We start from the raw sequence: 22,969 nt of genomic DNA, 5'->3' as shown, positions 1-22,969 counted from the left end.
CGTAAGTGGCGAATCCTCGATGTGCAAGACGCGTGTCGTCTCTGTGAGGAACGATCGTGGAGCGAGTTTTCGTGCATCGTGCGGGCGGGCGTGCACCTGTCTTTCATGGTTGACGAGGCGAGGAATCGGCGGCTGCGGGCGACGCGGCGGGATGATCCTGACCTGGGCAAGCTCATCGAGTGGGTACTCGGCATCGCCGACGCTCGACATCGAGCCTGGGTCGCTGGCGAAGCCGATCCCTTCGGCCTCCCACCGCCTGACGGTCTCGCGGAGTCACCTTCGGCCTTCGGTTTGTCAGGGGTGCGCGAGAGAATCGAGACCAAGCACCACTCCGGCAAGGAGGCCAACCATGAGCATCGTCACCAGCGTCGCATCCGGGTCGCGTGACGCCACAGCTGAGGCCCCTGCGCTGCTCGCGGTGTCCTACCTGCGTGTCTCGACGCGGGAGCAGGCCAAGCGCGGCGGCACCGACGAGGGCTTTTCGATCCCCGCGCAGCGCGAGGCCAACGCTCGGAAGGCCGCAGAACTGGGTGCGCGGGTCGTGCGGGAGTTCGTGGACGCTGGGGAGTCGGCGCGGTCGGCGGATCGCGACGGGTTGCAGGAGATGCTCGCGTTCATCACCGCAACCCGGGTGACCTTCTGTATCGTGCACAAGCTTGATCGGCTCGCCCGCAACCGCGCGGATGACGTGAAGATTCACGAAGCTCTCCTCGCCGCAGGCGTCACCTTGGTGTCGGCGACGGAGTCCATCGACCAGACGCCGTCGGGGATGCTGGTGCACGGCATCATGTCGTCCATTGCGGAGTTCTACAGCCGCAACCTCGCCACCGAGGTCACCAAAGGACTGACACAGAAGCTCGCACAAGGCGGCACGCCGATGCGCGCCCCGGTCGGGTACCTCAACGTGCGCCGTACCGACGATCAAGGCCGCGAGATTCGCACCGTCGAGGTCGATCCCGAACGCGCACCGCTGATTCGGTGGGCGTTCGAGACCTACGCCAAGGGAGAGACCTCCGTCACCGGGCTGTTGCGTGACCTCACTGCGCGCGGCCTGACGACCGTGCCGACGCCGAAACGACCGCCAAAGCCGTTGGGTAAGAACACGCTCTACAAGCTGCTCACAAACCCGTACTACGTCGGGGTGATCCGCTACAAGGGGGCACTGCATCCCGGCGCGCATGGGCCGTTGATCGAGCCCGCGCTGTTCGATCAGGTGCAATCGCTGCTGAAGGCGCGCAACGCGAGGATGACGCGGCACGTCCAGCACGCGCACCATCTGAAGGGGTTGCTGCACTGCGGCAGTTGCGGGTCGCGGATGCTGCTCGACTTCGCGACGAACCCGCGCGGCACCACATACGCCTACTTCATCTGCTCGGGCCGTGCAGCGAAGAAGACGAACTGCACCCGCCGCGCTGTGCCCGTCCAGGTTGCCGAGCGGCTGGTTGAGGACTCCTACCGCGATATCACGATCAGCGAGGCCGACTACCGACACCTCGCCGCCGAAGTCGATGCCGCGTTCGATGAGCAGAGCGCCGGTCGGGATCAGGAGTTCGCCGACCTCACCGCCAACCGGGCACGCCTCGAAGCAGAGAGCGACAAGCTTCTCGCGGCGCACTTCGCCGATGCGATCGACTTACCGACGTTGAAGCGCCACCAGGACCGTATCCGTGTGGGCCTCGCTGACATCGAGCAGCGCCTCGCCCAGCATGACGAACACCACTCCGGGGCACGGGCGTTCCTCCAGGACTCCCTCCGGCTGCTGACGGACGCTCACCGCGCCTACGCGTATTCGGATGACGGGAACCGGAGACTCGCGAACCAGGCGTTCTACACGCGACTGGAGATCACCGACGACGAGCAGCTACGCCCACGCCTCGCCGAACCGTTCGCCACCATCGTCAACGAGGCGGACACCGCCACGGACAGCAAGAAGTCCAAACGGGAACACTCAACATCTTCCGATGTCGCGTGTTCCCGTAAGACACTTTGGGTGGGGCGTGCGGGGCTCGAACCCGCGACCGAGGTGTTATGAGCACCCTGCGCTAACCGGCTGCGCCAACGCCCCCCAGGCCGGGGGTACTCCCCCGTGCCGGTGCGTCAACACTAGCCCTGCTTGCGCACCCGCTCCACCCGGGCCAGCAGGTCCTGGAGCCAGGCGGCGATGCCGGAGGGCCCGTCGCACAATACGTCGGCCTGGGCCGCGACGTCGGGCTGCTCGGCCGAGCCGGCGACGACCCTGATGCCAACGATCCCCTGTTCGCGCAGATCGACGACGCGGGCGAAGGCGGCCAGGTCGCCCAGGTCGTCGCCCATCATCACCACCACGCCAGGGCTGAAGCGGTCGACCAGGCTCTGGATGGCGTCCCCCTTGGTGATGGCGGAGCTGCGCACCTCGATCACGTGGCGACCGGGTTCCAGCAGCAGGCCGTGGGCCTGGGCGACTCTGGCCACCGGGGCCTGGAGTGCGACGAAGGCGCCCTCGGGATCCGCGGCGCGACGGGTGTGCACGCCGATGGCGCGGCCCTTGTCCTCCAGCACGACACCGTCCAGTTCGGGCCCAGCCGAGGCGACCAGGGCTTCGAGCTCCTGATGGGCCGCGGTCACCTGTTCCGGTACCGGCGGCAGGGCCACCTCACCGGTGGCGGCATCCCACGACTCCTGCCCATACTGGCCCAGGACGACGAGCTGCTCGAAGCCGGGCACTCGTTCGAAGCCGCCGAGCTGGCGGCAGACCTGCACCTCGCGGCCGGTGACCACGGCCAGCTGGGCCACGTGCCGGCCCAAGCCCGCGAAGGCCTCCAGCGCTGCCGGGTGCGGCCGTGACTGGGTGGGGTCGTCGACGATCGGGGCCAGGGTGCCGTCGAAGTCGCTGACCAGCAGCACCTGGGCTGCCATGGCCGCGACCTGCTCGATGGCCTGTGCTCCCTCGGGGGTGACGGCGCGCCATGTGCCGTCGGTGGGCATCTGTGCTGTCTCCAGGCTCATGGCCCCAGCCTGCCACGAGCGGGGCTGCACCCACGTCACCACGACCGGGCGGAGACCGTGGGCCGGCGGTGCAGCTCCGACGCTGGGTAGGATGGAAGGTGAACCGACCAGTGCGAAGGACTTGAGATCCATGCCCCAGACCCAGAACGCTGAACTCTCCGACTTCCTCGTGGTGGCCAACCGCCTTCCGGTGGACCGCAAGACCGATGCCGACGGACAGCCCGTCTGGCGAACCTCCCCCGGCGGCCTGGTGACGGCCCTCGAGCCCGTGATGAAGCGCAAGGGCGGTGCCTGGATCGGCTGGCACGGCGCCCCCGACGAAACCATTGACGGCTTCGAGCACGAGGGCTACTCGATCGTGCCGGTGCCGCTGAACAGCCAGGACGTCGAGGACTTCTACGAGGGCTTCTCCAACGCGACTCTCTGGCCGCTCTACCACGACGTCGTGGCGCCGCCGGAGTTCCACCGCGAGTGGTGGGACACCTACAAGCAGGTGAACCAGCGCTTCGCCGAGGCCGCGGCCGCCAACGCCGCCGAGGGCGCGACGGTGTGGGTGCAGGACTACCAGCTGCACCTGGTGCCCTCGATGCTGCGCGAGCTGCGCCCCGACCTGCGCATCGGCTTCTTCCTGCACATCCCCTTCCCGCCCCAGGAGCTCTTCCAGCAGCTGCCGTGGCGCAAGGAGCTCGTCGAGGGACTCCTGGGCGCAGACCTGATCGGCTTCCAGCTGCCCGGCGGGGCGCACAACTTCGTGCGTCTGGCCAAGCAGCTCTCGGGCGTGCAGGCCACGCGCGACACGATCACCATGCCCGACGGCCGCACCGTCAAGGCCCGCGCCTACCCGATCTCGATCGATGCCGACGGTTTCAAGGCATTGGCCGAGGACCCGGCGGTGCAGGAGGAGGCCCAGCAGCTGCGCGAGAACCTGGGCAATCCGAGCACGATCTTCCTGGGCATCGACCGGCTGGACTACACCAAGGGCCTGCGCCAGCGGATCCGCGCCTTCGGCGAGCTCTTCCGCGACGACGAGCTCGACCCGGCAGAGACCGTCTTCCTGCAGGTGGCCACCCCCTCGCGCGAGCGCGTCGAGGAGTACAAGAAGCTGCGCGACGACATCGACCTGCTGGTGGGCCGGATCAACTCCCAGGAGGGCGACATCGGCCGTCCGGTGATCGCCTACCGCCACGACTCCTTCCCGCGCACCACGATGGCGGCGATGTACTCGATCGCCGACGTGATGGTGGTCACCCCGCTGCGCGACGGCATGAACCTGGTGGCCAAGGAGTACGTCGCCTGCCACCAGGACGACGATGCCGCGCTGGTGCTCAGCGAGTTCGCCGGCGCCGCGAAGGAGATGAAGCAGGCCTACCAGTGCAACCCGCACGACCTGAACGGCATGAAACAGACGATCCTGAAGGCTGCGACCGACTCGAAGGCGGAGCGTGGCCGGCGGATGCGGGCGCTGCGCAAGCAGGTCTTCAGCCACCAGATCGACGACTGGGCCAAGGACTTCCTGCGCGACCTGGGCGCCTGAGCCCGGTCAGCCCAACACCGTCAGCCCAACACCGTCAGCAGGGTGGGCATCGCAATGATGCCCACCACGATGCTGACGCTGGTCATGAAGGTGCTCAGCGTGACATCGCCACGGATGATTGAGGTGAATCCGGGCGCCATGGCGGCAATGGGGGCGAAGAGCACCATCACCAGCAGTAGCCGGAAGTCTTGCGGCAGGGGCAGTTGCCACACACCCAGAGCGAGCACGATGCAGATGGCGTAGCGCACGAGCAGGTAGCGGGCGGCTTGACCATAGCGTCTGCGGTCCAGCTTCACCTCCAGGCCGATGCCGATCATCAGCATGGCCAGGAAGGTGTTGGCCGATCCGACGGTGGTGGTGAAGGTGATCACCGGCGCGGGGAAGCGCAGGTCCAGCAGCTGCATCGCCACCAGCACCAGGTAGACGTCGAAGACCACCGAGCTGAGCATGGAGTGCACGAAGCCCCGCACGCTCGTCCGGCGCTCCTCGTCGGCCAAGGAGGTCCCCCAGGCATAGGCGATCCCTGCGGCGGCGAAGGCATTGCCGATGTCGAACAGGCTCGCATGGACCACGGCAGCGGGCCCCATGAAGCCCGACAGGTAGGGAATGGCGAAGGCGCCCATGTTGAAGCTGGGGACATTGATGACGGCGAAGGCCTGCTCCTGTCGGCCGCGACGCGATTCCAGCAGCACCCCGGCGACCTGCATCACGAGGTTGACCAGAAGGCCCGCGCTCGCCAGCACCAGCAATGGGGCGGCATCGATGCGCTGGCTGTTGAAGCTGGTGACCAGGGCGCACGGCAGCGTGACCTTGAGCACGATGGTGGCGAAGATCGGGAAGTCGTCCACGGTGACCCAGCCGATCCTCTTGATGCCGTAGCCGGTGGCGATGATCGCCACGAGCGACAGCGCCTTCACCAGGATCTCCATCGGACTCACTCCCTTCCCGGACACCCTAGGACCCCTCCCCCGGGCAGGGCTGTGTTGCCGAGGGTTGCCGCCGCCGGATGCCCGGGGGCGGGGTTCGTCTGACAGGACGGTGCCATGCGTACTCGGGCAGGTGCGTCCACCTGTCCGTCGCCGTGCTCGCACTCGGCCTTGTTGCGGGCTGCTCGTCGGGCACGCCAGCCGACGACCAGATGCCGACCGGCACCGCCTCCGCGTCCTCCAGCCCAGCCCCCGGCCGGCGCCGGCGTAGTGGCCACTCCAACCCATGGGGCAGTGGCCTCGTGCGAGTGCAGGTGAACAACTGCGTCGGACTCAACCAGGGAAGCGGCTTCTTCGTCGCAGACGACCTGATGATGACCGCTGCCCCGTCGTTCACCGATGCCGCCTCGATCGCGGTCCGCTCCAGCACGGGCATAGTGCGTGGAGACCTGGTCGGGCTGGACAAGGCCAAGGGCGTCGCCCTGGTGCGGCTGCCCGCCACCCGCGACGGCTCCCGGCCGATCGGTGACGATGCCGCTCAAGAAGTGCCCCAATGATGGCCCGCCGTCGACGACCTCGAGGGGTGCGACCACTGCACCGACACGCTCGTCTGGACCGTGCAGTTCAACGGCCCCGGGAAGGCGTGCGAGGTGTGCAAGCAAAGGAGTGTGATGAATTGCGAGCCGGGCCACTGGGGCATCGAGCAGGTCACTGACATGGGCTCTCCCAACCCCTGTTGAGCCGTCACGGCCCTGCCCCGACGCCCACAGCGAAAACGCCCCACCCCTAAGGGTAGCTTCTGGCGTGGTTGGTGTCGGGTCGGGGTCGGAGTCGGCGAGCCTAGAGTCATGACAAAGACCAACAAGCCCAACCAGAAGGCCGACCAGGCCCAGCGCGAGGCCGAGCAGGTCGCCACCGAGGCGAAGGTCAAGGCCGCCGACCTCAAGGACGCCACCGTCGAGGGTGGTCAGCAGGTGGCCGAGACCGCCAAGCTCGAGGCCACCCAGGTGGCCGGTGAGGCCCGCGACCAGGTTCGCACCCTGATCGACAGCACCGTGGGCGAGTTCCGCACACGTGCCAACGATGGCCAGAACGCCATCGCCACCACCGTGCGCGGTCTCAGCGGCGAGCTGACCCAGCTCGGCCAGGGCAAGCCCGCCAGCGGCCCCGTCGCCGAGTTCGTCTCCGACCTCGCCAGCCGCGGTGACAACCTGGCCCAGTGGCTCGAGCAGAGCAGCCCCGACGACATCGTGCTCGAGGTGCGTCGCTTCGCCGCCCGCAAGCCCGGCACCTTCCTGGCCATCGCCGCCGGCGCCGGTCTCCTTGCCGGTCGCCTCGCCCGCGGTACCCGCGACCTGGCCAGCGACGCCGAGCTGGACACCAACCCCTACCAGCGCCGTGCGCAGTTCGGCGAGAGCCGCTTCCGCAGCGAGGGCTACGAGGTGCCGGAGCGCCAGTACACCCAGCCCCAGTACACCGAGCCCCAGTACACCGAGCCCCAGTACACCGAGCGTCGCCACGCCCAGGACCAGGCGAACGTCGAGTACGGCTACGCCCACGTCGAGCGTCCCCTGGACCGCGAGGCCGGCCACCTGCAGGACCAGCCCTACGGCAATGACCCCCTGCGTGGCCAGGACCGTCCGGGAAGCACCCGATGAGCGGCGCCCACGTCCCGGGTGACCGCCCCACCGCCCACGGCGTTGCGGCCCAGGGCAAGGTCGAGGACCCCCGCTCGCTCGGCGAGATCGTCTCGGACCTGACCGAGAACTTCAGCACCCTGGTCCACCAGGAGATGGAGCTCGCCAAGGCCGAGATCAAGCAGGACGCCGCTCGCGCAGGCAAGGGTGCTGGCATGGTCGGTGGAGCCGGCATCGCTGCCCACCTGGCCCTGACCTTCCTCAGCCTCGCCGCCTGGTGGACCCTGGCCGTGCTGATCGGCAACCACGACCACCCGGCCCTCGGCTGGGCTGGCCTGATCATGGCAGTGCTGTGGGGCATCGTCGCCGCAGTCCTGGCCCAGCGGGGCAAGAAGGAGTTCGACGAGGTCGACGGCCTTCCCCGCACCACCGAGACCGCCAAGAAGATTCCCAACGCCCTGAAGGGCAATGAGGAGAAGAACCGATGAGCAACCCCGAGCAGATCCGCCAGGACATCGAGCGCACCCGCGCCAACCTGAGCCAGGACGTCAACGCGCTGGCCGACGAGGCCAACCCGAAGAACATCGCCCAGAACCAGGTCGAGAAGGCCAAGGAGGGCGTTGCCGAGAAGGTGGGCGACGTCAAGGAGCGCATCTTCGGCCGCGAGGATGACTACTACGACAATGGCGTGGTCGGCCAGGCCGAGTACAAGGCCCAGGAGCTGCGCGACCGCGCCGCGATGGGTGCCGACGAGGCTCGTGACCGCGCGGCCGATGCTGCCGAGGGCGTTCGCCAGAACGTCGCCGACGCTCCCCGCCAGGTTCGTCGCACCACCCGCGGCAACCCGCTGGCTGCAGGTCTCGTGGCCTTCGGCCTCGGCGCCCTCGCCGGTGGCCTCGTGCCCTCCACCAAGGTGGAGAAGCGTTACGTCGAGCAGGCCAAGGAGCAGGCCCAGCCCTACCTCGACCAGGCCCAGGACCTCGCCAAGGACGCCGCTGCCAGCCTGAAGGAGCCCGCGATGCAGGCTGCCGAGCAGGTCAAGCAGAGCGCCGCCGAGTCGGCCCAGGTCGTCAAGGACGAGGCCGCCTTCGTCAAGCAGGACGTGACCGAGCAGGCCCAGTCCTCCAAGGACGAGGTTGCCGAGTCGGCCAAGCAGTCGGCCGAGCAGGTCAAGAAGGCCTGACCAGGCCTTGAAGGCCCTGCCTCACCGAGGGCCAGCAGGAAAGAACAGCGGCGGGGCCGCACCCACTGGGTGCGGCCCCGCCGCTGTTCCTGGTTCAGCTCCATCGTCCAGGACAGCAGGCTCAGACCAGTGCGTCCAGCCGGCGACGCAGGATCTTTCCCGCCGCCGAGCGGGGCAGCTGCGCCACCACGGTGGAGCTGGCGATCCGCTTGTAGGCAGCCATCTGCTCATTGGCCCAGTGCAGGATGTGGTCAGGTGCGGTCAGCGGGTCGACGCCCTCGGCGAGCACCAGCAGCGCGTGCGGCACCTCGTCGCCGTCACCGCGGTCGCGCCCGAGCACGGCGGCATCCGCGACCTGCGGATGGGTCACCAGCAGGGCCTCCAGCTCGGCGGGCGGGATCTGGTAGCCGCGACGCTTGATGAGCTCCTTGATCCTGTCCACCACCTTGGTGGTGCCGTGCTCGTCGACGACGACCAGGTCGCCGGTGCGTACCCAGCCGTCCTCCACCAGCACCTCGGCCGTGGCCTCCGGATGGCCCAGGTAGCCGAGCATCGTGTTGGGTCCTTGGCACCACAGCTCCCCCGGCTCACTCCACCCACCCGGCGCAGCCGGCGCCACGTCGGCACCCGTGACCGGGTCCACCACGCGGAAGCGGAGATTGGGGATGGCCTGGCCGATGGTGTCGAGCGGGATGTCGCACCGGTCGACGGGGATGACGTGCGTCACCGGCGAGAGCTCGGTCATTCCGTAGCCCTGCACCAGGCGGGTCCCCATCATCTCCTGCACCGCCTGGCCCACTGCCCCGTCCAGCGGCGCCGCACCGGAGACCACCAGGCGGACCGAGCTCCAGTCCAGTTCGCGCATGGCGTGGCTGCGCACCAGCAGGCCGGCCACCGGCGGCACCACGAAGAGCAGGGTGGGGCGTCGGGTGGTCACCAGCTTGGCGAACAGGCCGGGCTGGAAGGTGCTCATCGTGTACTGGCAGAAGCGCCTGAGCAGGCTGTAGTTCATGTTCGTGGTGAGCGCGTAGATGTGGCTGAAGGGCAAGAAGGACAACATCGAGTTGTCCTCGCCCATCGAGTCCAGCGCGACGTCGAACTGCATCATGTTGGCCACCAGGTTGCGGTGGCTCAGCATCACGGCCTTGGGAAGACCGGACGTGCCGGACGAGACCGGCAGGCAGGCGATGTGCGTGGCGGGGTCGAGGTGCACCTCGGGCAGGTCCACCTCGGTTGTGATGAGCTCGCCCCAGTCGATCGTGTCGTCGTCCGGGGACCCCACCACAACCAGAGAGTCCACCTGCTCGTCCAGCAGGTCCAGGGCTGCGCGGACGGTGGCGAGCTCTTCGCTGCTGGTGACCACCACGCGGGCGGCGGTGGTGCGCAGCTGACGGGCCACCTCGTGGGCGGAGGCGGCCGGGTTGACCGGGCTGGTCGCCGCGCCGGTGCGCATGGTGCCATGGAAGGCCACCGCGTATTCGGGCCGGTTGTGCAGCACGATGGCCACGACATCTCCGGCCCCGATGGAGCGCTCGGCCAGCCAGGTGGCCACGGAGTCGATCTGCTGCTTCAGCTCGACGAAGGTGAGCACCTGGCCGGTCTCGGCATGGTCGAAGGCCACCTTGGCGCCGTCGGCCTCGCTGAGGTGCTCGAACAAGAGGTCGTAAAGGCTCACGTCGGGGACGTCGATGTCATCCCAGGGCCCTCGGTATTCCATGACTTCCTCTCGTTCGTGGTGTGGCACAGAGGCTATTGCATGACCGACCCACCGCCGCCAGTGCCAAGAGCCCGACTAGGCTGACGGGCACCGGGACAGGCCCGGTGGCCCCCCGGGGTTGCAGCCCAACGGCATTGGAGGCGTTCGGTGGCAGATGCACCGGCCCGGTTCCCCCGTCGCGTCTACGAACAGGGCGACGAGCCCGATCCGCGCTTCTCACTGGCCAATGAGCGCACCTTCCTGGCCTGGATCCGCACCTCCTTGGCCCTGATGGCCGGCGGCACCGCCCTGGCCGTGCTCGACACCACCGACCATCCAGCCCTGCGCGCTGCCGCGATCCTGCTGCTCGTCGCCGGCCTGGTCGGGCCATTGCAGGCCTGGTTCAGCTGGTCACGCACCGAGCTGGCGATGCGCCTGGGCCGGCCGCTTCCCACCTCGCCGCTGGCCGTGCCCCTGTGCGTCCTGGTCTGCCTGGCTGGGCTTCTGATACTCGCGGGGACCCTGTGACGAATCGGCCCCAACCAGGCTTGTTCGACCCCGGCCTGCAACCCGAGCGGACCGCCCTGGCATGGCAGCGGACCTGCCTGGCCCTGATGGTGGGGGCCCTCACCGCAGCCCGGTTCGGGCTGCCCGTGGTGGGCGGCTGGGCGCTGCTGCTGGGAGCAGCGGGCAGTGTCGTCTCGGTCTGCCTGCTGGTGCTCTCGCGGCGCCGCTACCGCCGGGCCACATCTGGGCTCTGTGATCCGGAGCAGCAGCTGCGCACCGGCGGGTGGCTCCCACTGACCGCCACCGTGGTGACCTTCGGCGGTGGCCTCTTCCTGCTGTGGCTGGTGGCCCTCGGCCTGCCCGGGATGGCGCAGGTCCTGCCTCGCTGATCCTGTGCCCGACGACGGCGAGGGCCCGCACCCCACCGGGTACGGGCCCTCGCGGCTCGATCTCAGGCTTCGTCGAGTTCGTCGGTGTAGGCGCTGGGACTCCTGCGCAGGTTGATGATCGCGGCGACGAGTCCTCCCCAGACCATCGTCAGCGAGAAGATGAGCATGAGCAGTGCCGAGGTGGTCATCGGGTCTCCTGAGGGGCGGTGGCGGTCAGGCTGTCGGGGTCCTGGTGGTGCTCATAGGGGTGGGGGTCCATGCCCGCCAGCTCGGCCGGGCGGAAGTGGTCGACGCTGCTGCGCCACGGGATGAGGCTGAAGATGATCGAGCCCAGGATGAGGGTGCCGAGGCTTCCCCAGCCAAAGGCATTGTTGAACCAGGACGGGTAGTCGCCGTAGCCCTTCTGCAGCAGCTCCAGGATGGTGAGCGCCAGCATCACGGCCAGCACGATCGGGGTGATGACGGCGGCGAACAGCGGCCACCACTTGCCGACCCCCTGAGCGGAGTGGTCGTTGATGTGGTGGTGCAGCTCGGGCAGGCGACGCGCCACCAGGACCACGAGGATGACGGTGATGATGGCCGAGGCCACCACGCCGATGTTGTTGACGTAGTTGTCGACCACGTCGAGCATGTTCAGCCCGTTCGAGGTCGAGTACAGCCAGGTGGAGGCCAGCGCGGCCACCAGGCCGACGGCCACCGAGCTGGCGGTGCGACCGGTGTCGAACTTCTCCTGCACGGCGGCGGTGACCACCTGGATCAGTGAGACCAGCGAGGTGATGCCCGCCAGTGACAGCGAACCGAAGAAGAGCACGCCGAACAACTGCCCGCCGGGCATCACCGAGATGACTTGCGGGAAGGTGACGAAGGACAGGATCGGCCCCGTGATGCCCTCCAGCTCGGAGACGGCGATGCCCTGCCGGGCCGCCATGAAGCCAAGGGTGGAGAAGACCCCGATGCCGGCCAGCAGCTCGAAGGAGGAGTTGGAGAAGGCCACCACGAAGCTCGTCGGGGCCAGGTTGGCCCGCCGGGGCAGGTAGGAGGCGTAGGTGACCATGATGCCGAACATCACCGACAGTGAGAAGAAGATCTGGGCATAGGCCTGCACCCACACCTGCGGATCGGTCAGGGCCGACCAGTCGGGGGTGAAGAAGGAGTTGAGGCCCTGCACGGCACCGGGCAGGGTGACAGCCCGGACCACCATGCCAACGAACATGACCAGCAGCGTCGGCAGGAAGATCTTGTTCATCTTCTCCAGGCCACCGGCCACGCCCAGCGCCATGATCACGGTGACGAAGGCCCACACCGCGACCAGGGACCAGAAGACGCCCGGCACGGGGCTGCCGGTGATGTGTGCGTCGGCGGACGGGATCAGGCGCAGGAAGTCGCCGGTGAAGAAGCCCGCCGGGTCGTCGCCCCAGGCGCGGCTCATCGAGAAACCGATGTAGCGCACCGACCAGGCGACGATCACGGCGTAGTAGGTGATGATGGCGAAGCAGATGCCCACCTGGAACCAGCCGAGGGGTTCGAAGCGTGGGTGGATGCGGCGAAAGATTGCCGGGGCGGAGCCGCGGTAGCGGTGGCCCAGGGCCCAGTCGAAGAGCAGGTAGACCACGCCGGCGGTCAACAGGGCCACCAGGTACGGGATGAGGAAGGCGCCGCCGCCGTTGGTGTAGGCGACGCCCGGGAAGCGCCAGATGTTGCCCAGGCCGATCGCGGAACCGACGGCAGCCAGGATGAATCCCATCTGTGACTGCCACTGCTCGCGCGGGGCCGAGGCCGACGAGGAAGTCGACACGTGTCCTCCAGGTGTGGGGCACCAACCCGGGGCGGGATGGTGTCGGTGGTCAGGGACCGTCCGCGCAGCAGAGCCCGGACGAGCTGGATCAACCCAACCAGTCGCTCCGGCGTCGAGACGCTCGTCTCACTGGGTGGAGTGCCGGTGGCATCCTGGTGGCCAGGTGCAGCCCTGGCGGCGCCCGGGCACGAGCATCCCGGTGACCAGGCCGACGATTCCTGGCAGGATCCAGCCGAAGCCGAGCTCGAAGCCGGGCAGCACTCCCCCGGCGCGGGCGGCCCAGTCAGCGCCCGAGGGCCACAGGCCCGTGGCAGCGGCGAGCAGTGCCAGCACCGAGACCAGACCCACGACGGCCATCGGCAGGCGATGGGCCCAGGGCCTGCCCTGGACCAGGGGTGAGAGCAGGCCCAGCAGGATCATCGTGATGGCCAGCGGATACAGCAGGGCGAGCACCGGGACTGCGGCGGTGATGATCGTCTCGAGGCCGACGTTGGCGAAGCCGAAGCTGGCCAGGGTGAACAGCACCGCCCAGCCGCGGTAGCCGAGGCTGCGGGGGAACATCGTGGCGAACATCTCGGCGCACGAGGTGACCAGGCCGATGGCCGTCTTGAGGCAGGCCACCAGCATGATCGCGGCGGCCAGCACCAGGCCGGCGGTGCCGAAGTGGTGCTGGGAGACGCTCGCCAGCGCCACCGCGCCATTGGCCTCCCGCTCCACCAGGGTGGTGGAGGCCGCGCCGAGCACGGCCAGGGCGGTGTAGATGACGCCCATGGCGAAGGCTGCGACGATGCCGGCCCGTCCCACTTCGGCGGCGATCCGGGTGGGTGAGCTGACGCCGAGGCGTCGGACGGACTCGATGATGACGATGGCGAAAGCCAGCGAGGCCAGCGCGTCCATCGTGTTGTAGCCGTCGATCACCCCTTGGCTGGCGGCATGGCTGGCATAGAGCTCGCTCGGGGCCGGGGCTGGCCCGCCCGGGCCGCCGCCGAGGGCCACCACCAGCAGAATCCCCAGCAGCACCAGGAAGAGCGGGGTCAGGTAGCGGCCCACATAGTCGAGCAGCCGCCCTGGGCGCAGTGAGGCGAGCAGCACGAGCCCGAAGAAGATCGCGGAGAAGACCAGCAGTGCCAGCCGGGCCCCGCCCCCGTCGAGGCGCGCACCGAAGGCCATCTCGTAGGAGACCGTCGCCGTGCGCGGGATCGCGAAGAAGGGACCGATCGTCAGGTACAGCGCGCAGGTGAAGACGACCGCGAAGACCGGGTGCACCCGCGAGGCCAGCTCGTGCAGGCTCGCGGTGTGGCTCATGGCGCTGGCCACCACGCCCAGGATCGGCAGGCCGACGGCCGCCACCAGGAAGCCGGCCGCGGCAGGCCACACCGCACTGCCGGAGAGCAGGCCCAGGGAGACGGGGAAGATCAGGTTCCCCGCGCCGAAGAAGAGCCCGAACATGAGAGAGCCGAGCAGCAGCGACTGGCGCATCGGCAGTCGTCCCCCGACCGTCTCGGCGGGGCTGGCGGGCATGGCACTGGCGGCTGACTGGTTGGGCACCCGCCCAGTCTGCCGCAGTGCCGTGCCAGACCTCTTCTCAGGAGCAGTCCTTGCCCAGTGCCTGCCATTCCTGGAGCGCCACGTCGCGCAGCGGCCCCTTCAGCGGCTCGGGCATGCCATTGCGGATCACGGCGGGTTCGAAGCCCATCTCGGGACGTCCCTTGGGCGGGACGGTCACGGTCAGCACACCGGTTGTCGTGGTCTGCTTGCTCTGCGCCGGGAAGACGAAATTACCCATGCCATAGGCAATGGCCGTGTCCCCCTCGGACCCTGTGGTCTGCAGGATGTGCGCGTGGCTTCCCACCACGATGGTGGCCCCTGCCCTGCCGAGCTCGCGGTTGGTGTACTTCTGGCGGTCGGTCGGGCAGCGTTCCAGTTCGACGCCCGAGTGGAGGTAGACCACGACCACGTCGTCGGGGCCCGCCTCGCGCGCGGCACGAACCCCGTCGACGAGCCGGGCGAAGCCGTCGTCATCCATCACCTTGGCGAGGCCCGGCTTGTCTGGGCCGGCCTTCCAGTCCAGCCCCTCCTCCAGCACGTCGGTGGCGCTGAAGACGACCACCTTGCGGCCCTTCACCTCGGTGGTCCACGGGGCCCACGCTTCCTGCTCGTCCTTGCCCAGGCCCACCATGGGCAGCGGGGAGGAATCCTTGACCGCCAGCATCCGGGCCATGCCCTCATCGCCGTAGTCCATGGTGTGGTTGTTGGCTGCGGCCACCGCGTCGACTCCCGCTTTCTTGAGCGAGCCGAGGATCGTGTGGCTGGTGACGAAGGTGTACTGCTTCGGCTGCGGTTCGAGGCCCCTCGCGTCCTCGACGACGACCGTCTCGAGGTTCACCAGTGCCAGATCTGCCGCGGAGAGCTGCTGGGAGATGGCGCCCAGGCCCTCGGTGTTGATGCGTTCCGAGGCGGCGTGGGCCTGCACGTCACCGGCGAAGGCGATCGTGATCTGGGCCGCGGTGCCGGTGGGTCCGCCGTCCTGCCCGAGATTCCTGCTGCAGGAGCGCACGCCCAGGGCGGCCAGGAGCAGCAGCGCCAAGGCGATGGCTGCCACCGCCCGTCGACGACGACGGTAGACCGGATGGTTGTCCCACTGCATGAATGCTCCCGTGCCACGGCTCCGCCCCAGTGCGGAACCACTCGGCAAGAGCCTAGGGGAAGCGCATCGGTCGCAGGCCGGCTACACACCTGCTGAACCTGCCTTGAAAGTTCGCAGCCCACCGATAGCGTGGGCGGATGCCACAGTCCTCCTTGCGCCAGTTCCGCGCCTCGGTCGCCGGCGTCACCCAGTTGAGCCCCACCTTCCACCGCATCACGCTCACGGGAGACGAGCTCTCGGGGATCGCCGATGCCGGGTTCGACCAGCGGGCCAGGCTGGTGCTGCCCCTGCCCACGCCGGAGCCCTACGCCGGTTTCCCGGCTGGCGACGACTGGTTCCAGGACTGGCAAGGGCTGCCCCAGCACGAACGCAATCCGATCCGCACCGTCACCCTGCGGGCCGTGCGACGGCCTGCGCGCGAAGTAGATGTCGACATCGCCGTGCACAGCCGGGTGGGGCCGCTGTCGCGGTGGGCCCTGGACTGCCGGCCGGGAGACCCGGTGCTGGTGATCGGGCCTGACGCCACCCATCCCGAGGCCGCCAGCTGCGGGGTCGAGTGGCGCCCCGGGCCGGCTCGTGAGGTACTGCTGGCCGGCGACGAGACCGCGGCGCCGGCCATCTGCTCCATCCTGGAGTCACTACCCCGCTCGACCACCGGCCGAGCCTGGATCGAGGTGCCGTCGGTGGGCGACCGGCTCGAGGTCGACTCGCCCGACGGCGTGGAGGTCACCTGGCTGGCACGTCACGAGTCCCCCGCCGGCGACGAGCTGCTGGAGGCCCTCACCGGCACGGTGCGGCGGGTGCACGACCTGGACGACGCACAGCTGTGGGAGATCGGGGGCAATCCCGGCGAGGCCTTCGCCTGGGTCGCCGGCGAGGCCTCGATGGTGCGTGGTCTTCGACGCCATCTGGTGGCCACGGGCTGGGACATGGAATCGGTGGCGCTCATGGGCTATTGGCGACGCGGCCGTTCGGAGGCCTGAGCCGGCCGCACGCGCGTACAGTGGCGCCGTGCATGAGCTGACCACCGACCAGATCCGTGCCGCCCTGGTGAACTGCACCAAGGGCGAGGCCAAGCGGATGAACCTGCCCACCGGTCTGGCGGGCGTCGCCTGGCAGGACCTGGACTTCCTCGGCTGGCGTGACCCGGCTTCTCCCCTGCTCGGCGGTATTGCCACCTGGCGCGGCGACGAACCGGTCGCCGTGGCACTCAAGGCGACGCTGCGTCCCGCCGGCGCCAAGCAGAGCATGTGCTCGCTGTGCCTGACCGTGCACTCCAGCGGCGACATCGCCTTCATGGGCGCCAAGCGCGCGGGTGGCCGCGGGCGTGAGGGCAACACGGTGGCGGCCTCGATGTGCGCTGACCTGGCCTGCTCGCTCCATGCGCGCAAGCTGAAGCAGCCGCGCCGTGTGCAGCCACAGGAGACGCTGGGCATCGAGGAGCGCGTCTGGCGCCTGCAGGGCCACCTGGAGAAGTTCCTGCAGCGGGTCGTGGACGGGCGCTGAGTCCCCTTTCGATTCCCCTGACAAGGCGACGGTGGCCGGAACCCCGTGGGGTCCGGCCACCGTCGTGTCGTGCTCGTGCGCTACCCCTCGGGGTACGCAGGCGCAGTCAGCTGGCGCCGCCGAGCTCGTCCTCGGTGCCCTGGAGGCCCGAGCGCTCCTTGCCGTCGTCGGCGTAGTCGGCGGGCATCCCCTGCGACACCTGCTGCGCGTCCTCGGCCGGCGGGATGCCGTCATCGGTGCCGGGGATGGAGTCGGCACCCTGGCCGGGCGTCATCTTCGAGGTCTCGGAAATCTGGCCTTCAGACATGGCTTCCTCCTGTGGTGCGGTGGGTGGGTCAGGTCCCATTCAACCCCTGTGTGGTCAGGATGCAAGGCCTTCGCGGTGAATGACGCCGAGGGCGCAATCCGGCCATTGGCTGGGCGGGGCTCCGGCTCAGCGCAACCGGGAGAAGCGGTCCACGTCCTGTTTGGAACCGGAGACGATCAGCTGGTCGCCCTCTCGGATGGTGGTCTCAGGAATGGCATAGCTGAACGGTTCCCCCTGCCGCTTCACGCCGACGACGGTCACCTGATAGCGCTGGCGGACGGCGGACTCGCCCAGCGTGCGGTCCCAGGTGCAGCTGGGGGCCAGCACCCTGGCCACTGCGAAGCCGTCCTCGAACTCGAAGTAGTCGAACAGGTGGTGGGCCACCGAGTGTGCCACTCGCATCCCGGCGGCCGCCTCGGGGTAGACGACGTGGTTGGCGCCCACGCGTTCCAGGATCTCGCCATGGGTGCGGCTGGCGGCCTTGGCCCAGACCTCGGGGATCCCGGCCTCCTTGAGCTTGAGCACGCTCACCACCGAGGCCTCCACATTGGCGATCGCCACGATCGCGACGGTGACGTGGTCCAGCCCGAGTTGCTCGAGCGCGTCGGAGTCCGTGGCATCGACCACGGCCAGGTTGTCGAGGTCGTGCGAGACCCGCTGCACCAGCACCGGATCGGAGTCGATGCCCATCACTTCCACGCCCAGGGCTGCCAGGCGCCGGGCTGTGGCCAGGCCGAAACGTCCGAGCCCCACCACGAGGGCACTCTCCTCCGAGCTCGACACCGTCTCACGGTGCTTGCCCCAAGGCAGGTGCAAAGCACTCAGGTTCCTATCCGACAAGGGGATCCTCCTGTGGCAACTGGTATCGACGGGGATGGCGGTGCATCGCGAGCGCTGCGGCCACCGAGACGGGACCCACCCTGCCGAGGAACATCAGGGCCTCGACGACACCCAGGGACGCGGGCTGAAGGGTGGGTGTGAGGTTCATCGACAGTCCGACGGTGGCGAAGGCGCTGATCGCCTCGAAGGTGACCACGTGCAGGGGTGCGGGTTCGATGCTCGCCAGTGCGAGGATGGCGACGAAGACGGCGGCGGTGCCGAGCACGGTGACCGCCAGCGCCTGACGAGTGAGCGCCGAGGAGATCTTGCGTCCCCGGAAGACGGTCTTCTGTTCACCCGCGACCTCGGTGGCGACGGCCAGCAGCAGGACGGCGACGGTGGCGATCTTCAGACCGCCGGCGGTGCCGGCCGAACCGCCTCCGATCATCATCAGCCCATAGTTCACCGCGATGGTGGCATCGTTGATGGCGCCGTAGTCGATGGAGTTGAAGCCGGCGGTGCGAGGGAAGACGGCGCCTCCCAGACAGCCCAGCAGCTTGCCCGTCAGCGACTGCGGGCCGAGCGTGCCCGGATTGTTCCACTCGAACAGGGCGAAGGTGCAAAAGCCCGCCAGCAGCAGCACGGCGGTGCCGATCAGCGTCAGTTGCAGGTGCACCGAGGGCCGGCGCCGGGCCCCCGCACGCAGTCCTCGCCAGCGCCGCAGCAGTTCCAGGTGGACGGGGAAGCCCAGCCCTCCCAGGACGATGGCGGCACAGATCGGCAGCATCACCCAGGGATCGGCATTGAAGCCGATCATGTTGTCTGGCCACAGGGAGAAGCCGGCGTTGTTGAAGGCACTGATGGCGTGGAAGACACCGCGGTAGAGCGCTTGGTCCCACTGCATTCCGAGCAAGAGGAATCGTCCGGTGAGCAGAACGGCGACGGTGCCCTCGATCAACAGGGTCAGGCGTAGGATTCGCCATGGCATCCGGCCGATGCCGGTGAGCTGCGCCCGTGTCTCGGCCTGGGCCACTCGGGCCGTGGTGTGGCTGACGCGCCCGGCGATGCGGAACAGGATGAGGCTGGTCATGGTCATGATCCCGAAGCCGCCCATCTGGATCAGGGACAGGATCACCACCTGGCCGGCGTGCGACCAGTGCGTTCCGGGGTCGACCACGTTGAGACCCGTGATGCACAGGGCCGACATGGCGGTGAAGGAGGCCTGCCACCAGCCCGTGTGGTTGCCGGGCGCGGTACACACCGGGAGCAACAGCAGGATGGTCCCCAACAGCCAGCCCACCATGTAGGCCGCAGACACGACCCGGCCGGGGTGCGAGACCAAGCGTTCCAAGGACACCCGCACATGCTAACGCCGTTCTGGCGCCGAACGATCCATACGGTTCGCGTCCCGGATGCACGCAGCGGAAAGGCCCATCGACGCACGAAAACCCGTCCGACCTGGGCTTGGTCAAACGGGTTTCAGGTGGCTCCCCGGACTGGACTCGAACCAGTAACCCTCTGATTAACAGTCAGATGCTCTGCCAATTGAGCTACCAGGGATCAGCGTTGAGGTTTCCCTCAGCGCGAGATGAAACTGTACACGGCTTTGCTCAGAAGTCATAATCGGCGCGGAGACCGGCCAGGGCCTCGTCCGCCAGGTGGCGCGTCTCGGGGTCCTTGAGACTGGCCCCGTGCGAGGCCTGCACCTGCCAGTCGAGCACCGGCTGGTCCTGCCCCAGGTCGCGACGCGCGCTCAGCACGACGGTGCCGCCACTGGGGACGGGCACCCTCTGCTCCACCACGACGCTGGCCTGGACCCGGTCGCGGAAGGTCTCGGGGAAGTGGCCCTCGTCGGTGAGCACGAGGCTGTCGCTACGGCCGTCCAGCAGCCGCCAGTACATCTCGTCGGTCTCCAGCTTCCACCCACCGGTGCGCACCTGGTGCCAGCCAATGGTCTGCCACTGTCCGTCGAAGCTGACCGCGAAGCTGTCGGGCATGGCCAGCAGGGCCACCCGTGGACCACTCGCCTCGGCAAGCACCTGGACGCAGCGACCGACCTGGCGCTCGTAGTCGGCAACCGCCGGTGAGGTGGTGCGACCGAACAGACGTGACCTGAGACCCATGCCCCCATTGTGCCGTGCCATGGCAAGCGCGTTGCCAGCTCAGGCGGCCACCGTGTCGTCCAGCAGGTGCCGTGCCCCGGCCAGGCCCCGGCGCTCGATGCGGCGCACAGTGCTCTGGGAGACTCCCATGATGCGCGCCACCTCCACGACCTCGCGCTGGACCCCATCATCCAGGCCGTGGCGCAGGGCCAGCACCCGGGCCTCCTGTGAGCCGAGCAGCCGCAGCCAGTCGGGACGTCCGGCAAGGCTCTGCTCCACCATCTCGTCGACGGTGCCGGGCGCGACGAGCTCCACCTGCAGCTCGTCGAGGGAGACGCGACGATCATCGCTGCCCACCAGCAGGACCCAGCTGGGGTCACGGCCGCACAGGTCTGCCACTTCCTGGCTGGTGGGGATGCGGCCGTGGGTCTGTGCGAAGTCCATCCGCAGTCGATGGATCCGGCGCGCCTCCTGCTGACGCCAGATCGGGGCATGGCCGTAGCCGGCGCGGGAGACCTCCTGGTGCATCACCGCATTGCGGATCCACGGCGCGGCATAGGTGGAGAACTTCATTCCTCGGCGGTGGTCGAAGCGCATCAGCGCCTCGGCCAGGGCCAGCATTCCCTCTTGGAAGAACTCGTGGAAGTCCAGGCCGCTGCGTCGCGACGAGGTGCTGGCGGCCTGCGCCACCAGTCGCACATTGGCCAGCAGGAAGTGCTGCCATGCCTCCTGGCCGTCGCGCACGATCGCCTCGAGTTCGTCGACGCTGGCGTCGGAAGGCCAGTGGAGGCTTGCGTCGAGGGCGCCGCGGGCCACCACGCCCGCCTCGATGCGACGGGCCAGTGCCGCCTCTTCGGCGCGGGTGAGCAGTGCTGGGAGTGTGGGGTTCTGGTCGATGAGAGTTGCCATGGGTCCATGCTTGGCCCGCGAGGCCTCCCGGCGACAGGCCTTCGGCCAGGCCGACAACAACCGGACAACACCTGCCTGCCCCGCTCGTGCAGGCCTGGGTTCAGACGACGAGCCCGACCGAGGCCTGCTGGAGCTGTTTTCGCCGCACCTCGAGCTCCAGGAGCTGTGAGAACATCCGCTTGTGGGCCTGCTCCTCGTCGACCGGGTTGGTGCGTTGCAGGCGGCTCTTGAGGTCGCGGATCTCGCGGTCGACCGAGAGCAGCTGCAGGCGGGAGGTGTAGGCGCTGGCATAGGCCTCGTCGGGGGTGCGCAGCACCGGCTCGACCAGCAGCGCGATCATCAGCTGCTGCACCACCTCGTCGCCGGTGGCCCGGAGCACCTGGTCGGTCCACGCCTCCGGCGTCCACGGCACCTGTGCGATGGCCTCGAAGACGCCCCGGTAGGCGGGGTGCGAGAAGTCCTCGATGCGCACCTGGTTCCACGCCGTGTCGAACAGGATCGGCTGCTGCAGCATCAGCTTCAGCGTGCCGCGCTCCACCCCCAGCATCCGGTCGGCCGGATCCGGCCACGGGGTGCCCTGCTGCGCCTGGGGCGCCTCCGGCTCGGCGGGCACGGGCGTGGCCGACTGCTTGGGTGCCGGGCCCCGTCGACGGGCGCGGGTCACCTCGGCACGGACCTCGTCGACGTCCATGCCCAGCATCGCCGCCAGCTCGCGCAGGTAGCCGTTGACCAGCGAGGTGTCGCGGATCGAGCTGACCAGCGGGGCGGCGGCACGCAGCGCCTGCAGGCGGCCGTCGACGCGGTCCAGGTCGTAGTTCTTGAGGGTGTTCTCCATGACGAAGCGGTAGAGCGGCACCCGACGCCCGACGAGTTCGCGCACCGCGGCCTCACCCTGCTGCAGGCGCAGGTCGCACGGGTCCAGGCCGGACGGCTCGACGGCCACATAGGTCTGGGCGATGAAGTTCTGGTCACCCTCGAAGACCCGGATCGCCGCCTTCTGGCCCGCCGCGTCGCCGTCGAAGGTGAAGATCACCTCGCCGGTGAAGGCGCCCTGGTTGCCCATCAGGCGCTGCAGCATGCGGGCGTGGTCGTCGCCGAAGGAGGTGCCACAGCTGGCCACCGCGGTGTCGACGCCCGACAGGTGGGCGGCCATCACGTCGGTATAGCCCTCCACCACGACGGCCTGCGACTTCTTGCCGATGTTGCGACGGGCCAGGTCGAGCCCGTAGAGCACGTGGGACTTCTTGTAGACCGGGGTTTCGGGGGTGTTGAGGTATTTGGCGGGCATCCGGTCGTCGTCGAACAGCCGCCGGGCGCCGAAGCCGAGCACCGCCGACCCGGAGTCGCGGATCGGCCACAGCACACGGCCCTGGAAGAAGTCGTGGCCGTGCTCGCGGATCAGGCCGGCCTTGACCAGCTCGGCATCCTGGAAGCCCAGCCGGTTGAGGTGGTTCTTGAGCTCGCGACCACCCCGGGGCGCGTAACCGACGCCGAACTGTTCCGCCGCCGCACGGTCGAAGCCGCGGCCGTCGAGCATCTGCCGGGCGGCGATGGCGCCGGGGGTCATCAGCTGCTGCTGGAAGAAGTCGCTGGCGGCCTGGTTGGCCTCCATGATCCGCACCCGCAGGCCCGGCTCCTGCCGGGGGCCGCCGTCGTCGCTGATCCGCAGCTGCACGCCGGTGCGGTCGGCCAGCTGCTGCACGGCCTCGGTGAAGCTGAGGTTGGACATCTTCTGCAGGAAGGTGATCGCGTCGCCACCCTCACCACAGCCGAAGCAATAGTAGAAGCCGCGCGAGGGCGTCACCTGGAAGCTGGGGGTCTTCTCGTCGTGGAAGGGGCACAGGCCCTTCAGCGATCCGCCGCCGGCAGGCTTGAGGGTAACGAAGGTGCTGACCACGTCGTCGATCCGGGTGCGTTCACGGACCAGCGCAATGTCCTCGTCGTTGATCCTTCCTGCCATGGCTCGGAGTGTAGCGCCCAGTCAATGATTGGCCGCACCGCCGGCCGCGGCGGCGCGGAGACCTAGA

The 22,969-nt window shown here is 68.8% G+C and carries 24 protein-coding genes and 2 tRNA genes; 11 read left to right on the top strand and 15 right to left on the bottom strand.

The genetic code is table 11. The annotated features are described in order from the left end of the window. Positions 1–105 precede the first annotated feature (105 nt). Both ACYVKA_RS09960 and ACYVKA_RS09955 read left to right on the top strand, forming a co-directional pair. Positions 106–387, top strand: coding sequence for a hypothetical protein (locus ACYVKA_RS09960; protein ID WP_460705073.1), 282 nt, complete (start codon positions 106–108; stop codon positions 385–387). Next, the gene (locus ACYVKA_RS09955) at positions 350–2,032 is read left to right on the top strand and encodes a recombinase family protein (RefSeq protein WP_460705228.1); all 1,683 of its coding nucleotides are present in this window, start codon (positions 350–352) and stop codon (positions 2,030–2,032) included. The genes ACYVKA_RS09960 and ACYVKA_RS09955 overlap by 38 nt, the downstream gene beginning before the upstream one ends. Here ACYVKA_RS09955 and ACYVKA_RS09950 read toward each other — a convergent pair. Together ACYVKA_RS09950 and otsB are read right to left on the bottom strand one after the other, a co-directional pair. Then, positions 1,992–2,065, bottom strand: a tRNA-Ile gene (locus tag ACYVKA_RS09950). The two genes, ACYVKA_RS09955 and ACYVKA_RS09950, sit on opposite strands and share 41 nt — an antisense overlap. 38 nt (positions 2,066–2,103) lie before the next feature. After that, positions 2,104–2,985 carry a trehalose-phosphatase gene (otsB, locus tag ACYVKA_RS09945; RefSeq protein WP_460705071.1) on the bottom strand — a complete coding sequence of 294 codons (882 nt, stop codon included), beginning with the start codon at positions 2,983–2,985 and terminating at the stop codon, positions 2,104–2,106. 130 nt (positions 2,986–3,115) lie between these two features. Here otsB and ACYVKA_RS09940 point away from each other — a divergent pair, with 130 nt between their 5' ends. Beyond that, positions 3,116–4,519, top strand: a complete 1,404-nt coding sequence (locus tag ACYVKA_RS09940; RefSeq protein ID WP_460705068.1) for an alpha,alpha-trehalose-phosphate synthase (UDP-forming) — start codon at positions 3,116–3,118, stop codon at positions 4,517–4,519. Positions 4,520–4,539: 20 nt separating this feature from the next. Here the strand turns inward: ACYVKA_RS09940 and ACYVKA_RS09935 are convergent, their stop codons facing one another. Further along, positions 4,540–5,448 carry an AEC family transporter gene (locus ACYVKA_RS09935; protein WP_394276993.1) on the bottom strand — a complete coding sequence of 303 codons (909 nt, stop codon included), beginning with the start codon at positions 5,446–5,448 and terminating at the stop codon, positions 4,540–4,542. Between the two features lie 152 nt (positions 5,449–5,600). Here ACYVKA_RS09935 and ACYVKA_RS09930 point away from each other — a divergent pair, with 152 nt between their 5' ends. The 4 genes from ACYVKA_RS09930 (at position 5,601) to ACYVKA_RS09915 (ending at position 8,265) form a co-directional block, all read left to right on the top strand. Beyond that, positions 5,601–6,002: a hypothetical protein gene (locus tag ACYVKA_RS09930; RefSeq protein ID WP_460705066.1), complete on the top strand. Its 402-nt coding sequence runs from the start codon at positions 5,601–5,603 to the stop codon at positions 6,000–6,002. A gap of 291 nt (positions 6,003–6,293) precedes the next feature. Then, positions 6,294–7,103, top strand: coding sequence for an ATP synthase subunit B family protein (locus ACYVKA_RS09925; RefSeq protein ID WP_460705064.1), 810 nt, complete (start codon positions 6,294–6,296; stop codon positions 7,101–7,103). After that, positions 7,100–7,570: a phage holin family protein gene (locus ACYVKA_RS09920; protein ID WP_394276990.1), complete on the top strand. Its 471-nt coding sequence runs from the start codon at positions 7,100–7,102 to the stop codon at positions 7,568–7,570. The genes ACYVKA_RS09925 and ACYVKA_RS09920 overlap by 4 nt, the downstream gene beginning before the upstream one ends. Then, positions 7,567–8,265, top strand: coding sequence for a DUF3618 domain-containing protein (locus ACYVKA_RS09915; RefSeq protein WP_394276989.1), 699 nt, complete (start codon positions 7,567–7,569; stop codon positions 8,263–8,265). Before ACYVKA_RS09920 ends, ACYVKA_RS09915 begins: the two co-directional genes overlap by 4 nt. Before the next feature lie 121 nt (positions 8,266–8,386). On the opposite strand, the gene ACYVKA_RS09910 is transcribed toward ACYVKA_RS09915, so the two are convergent. Continuing rightward, on the bottom strand, positions 8,387–9,982 hold the full coding sequence (locus ACYVKA_RS09910) for an AMP-binding protein (RefSeq protein WP_460705062.1): 1,596 nt from the start codon (positions 9,980–9,982) through the stop codon (positions 8,387–8,389). 147 nt (positions 9,983–10,129) lie between these two features. Between ACYVKA_RS09910 and ACYVKA_RS09905 the strand changes: the two genes are divergently transcribed. Further along, positions 10,130–10,489 (top strand): YidH family protein, encoded by a 360-nt coding sequence (locus ACYVKA_RS09905; RefSeq protein WP_394275312.1) that lies wholly within the window; start codon positions 10,130–10,132, stop codon positions 10,487–10,489. A 20-nt stretch (positions 10,490–10,509) separates the two neighbouring features. Continuing rightward, positions 10,510–10,857, top strand: coding sequence for a YidH family protein (locus ACYVKA_RS09900; protein ID WP_460705060.1), 348 nt, complete (start codon positions 10,510–10,512; stop codon positions 10,855–10,857). A gap of 62 nt (positions 10,858–10,919) precedes the next feature. Here ACYVKA_RS09900 and ACYVKA_RS09895 read toward each other — a convergent pair whose 3' ends face one another. From ACYVKA_RS09895 to ACYVKA_RS09880, 4 genes are all read right to left on the bottom strand, one after another. Beyond that, positions 10,920–11,045: a methionine/alanine import family NSS transporter small subunit gene (locus ACYVKA_RS09895; protein WP_460705058.1), complete on the bottom strand. Its 126-nt coding sequence runs from the start codon at positions 11,043–11,045 to the stop codon at positions 10,920–10,922. Beyond that, a complete protein-coding gene (locus ACYVKA_RS09890) occupies positions 11,042–12,652 on the bottom strand; it encodes a sodium-dependent transporter (RefSeq protein WP_460705056.1) in 1,611 nt (536 codons plus the stop codon). Before ACYVKA_RS09890 ends, ACYVKA_RS09895 begins: the two co-directional genes overlap by 4 nt. A gap of 126 nt (positions 12,653–12,778) precedes the next feature. After that, positions 12,779–14,200: a branched-chain amino acid transport system II carrier protein gene (gene brnQ / locus ACYVKA_RS09885; RefSeq protein ID WP_460705054.1), complete on the bottom strand. Its 1,422-nt coding sequence runs from the start codon at positions 14,198–14,200 to the stop codon at positions 12,779–12,781. 37 nt (positions 14,201–14,237) lie between these two features. After that, positions 14,238–15,299 carry a CapA family protein gene (locus tag ACYVKA_RS09880; RefSeq protein WP_460705052.1) on the bottom strand — a complete coding sequence of 354 codons (1,062 nt, stop codon included), beginning with the start codon at positions 15,297–15,299 and terminating at the stop codon, positions 14,238–14,240. Positions 15,300–15,436: 137 nt separating this feature from the next. Here ACYVKA_RS09880 and ACYVKA_RS09875 point away from each other — a divergent pair, with 137 nt between their 5' ends. Beyond that, positions 15,437–16,282: a siderophore-interacting protein gene (locus tag ACYVKA_RS09875; protein ID WP_460705050.1), complete on the top strand. Its 846-nt coding sequence runs from the start codon at positions 15,437–15,439 to the stop codon at positions 16,280–16,282. 28 nt (positions 16,283–16,310) lie between these two features. Further along, positions 16,311–16,805, top strand: a complete 495-nt coding sequence (locus ACYVKA_RS09870; RefSeq protein ID WP_460705048.1) for an FBP domain-containing protein — start codon at positions 16,311–16,313, stop codon at positions 16,803–16,805. Positions 16,806–16,911: 106 nt separating this feature from the next. Here ACYVKA_RS09870 and ACYVKA_RS09865 read toward each other — a convergent pair whose 3' ends face one another. The 7 genes from ACYVKA_RS09865 to dnaG all read right to left on the bottom strand — a co-directional run bounded on the left by ACYVKA_RS09865 (position 16,912) and on the right by dnaG (position 22,902). After that, positions 16,912–17,112 carry a hypothetical protein gene (locus tag ACYVKA_RS09865; RefSeq protein ID WP_460705046.1) on the bottom strand — a complete coding sequence of 67 codons (201 nt, stop codon included), beginning with the start codon at positions 17,110–17,112 and terminating at the stop codon, positions 16,912–16,914. A gap of 126 nt (positions 17,113–17,238) precedes the next feature. Then, entirely contained in the window at positions 17,239–17,895 is a 657-nt protein-coding gene (locus ACYVKA_RS09860; protein WP_460705044.1) for a potassium channel family protein, read from the bottom strand. 46 nt (positions 17,896–17,941) lie between these two features. Further along, positions 17,942–19,288 (bottom strand): TrkH family potassium uptake protein, encoded by a 1,347-nt coding sequence (locus tag ACYVKA_RS09855; protein WP_460705042.1) that lies wholly within the window; start codon positions 19,286–19,288, stop codon positions 17,942–17,944. Positions 19,289–19,415: 127 nt separating this feature from the next. Next, positions 19,416–19,491: transfer RNA gene (locus ACYVKA_RS09850), tRNA-Asn, on the bottom strand. A 50-nt stretch (positions 19,492–19,541) separates the two neighbouring features. After that, positions 19,542–20,054, bottom strand: coding sequence for a hypothetical protein (locus ACYVKA_RS09845; protein ID WP_394275301.1), 513 nt, complete (start codon positions 20,052–20,054; stop codon positions 19,542–19,544). Between the two features lie 39 nt (positions 20,055–20,093). Further along, entirely contained in the window at positions 20,094–20,942 is an 849-nt protein-coding gene (locus ACYVKA_RS09840; RefSeq protein WP_394275300.1) for a sigma-70 family RNA polymerase sigma factor, read from the bottom strand. 100 nt (positions 20,943–21,042) lie between these two features. Then, positions 21,043–22,902, bottom strand: a complete 1,860-nt coding sequence (gene dnaG, locus ACYVKA_RS09835) for a DNA primase (protein WP_394275299.1) — start codon at positions 22,900–22,902, stop codon at positions 21,043–21,045. Between the last annotated feature and the right edge of the window lie 67 nt (positions 22,903–22,969).

This window comes from Luteococcus sediminum (assembly GCF_054783495.1).
This window is presented reverse-complemented; position numbering and strand designations above follow the sequence as displayed.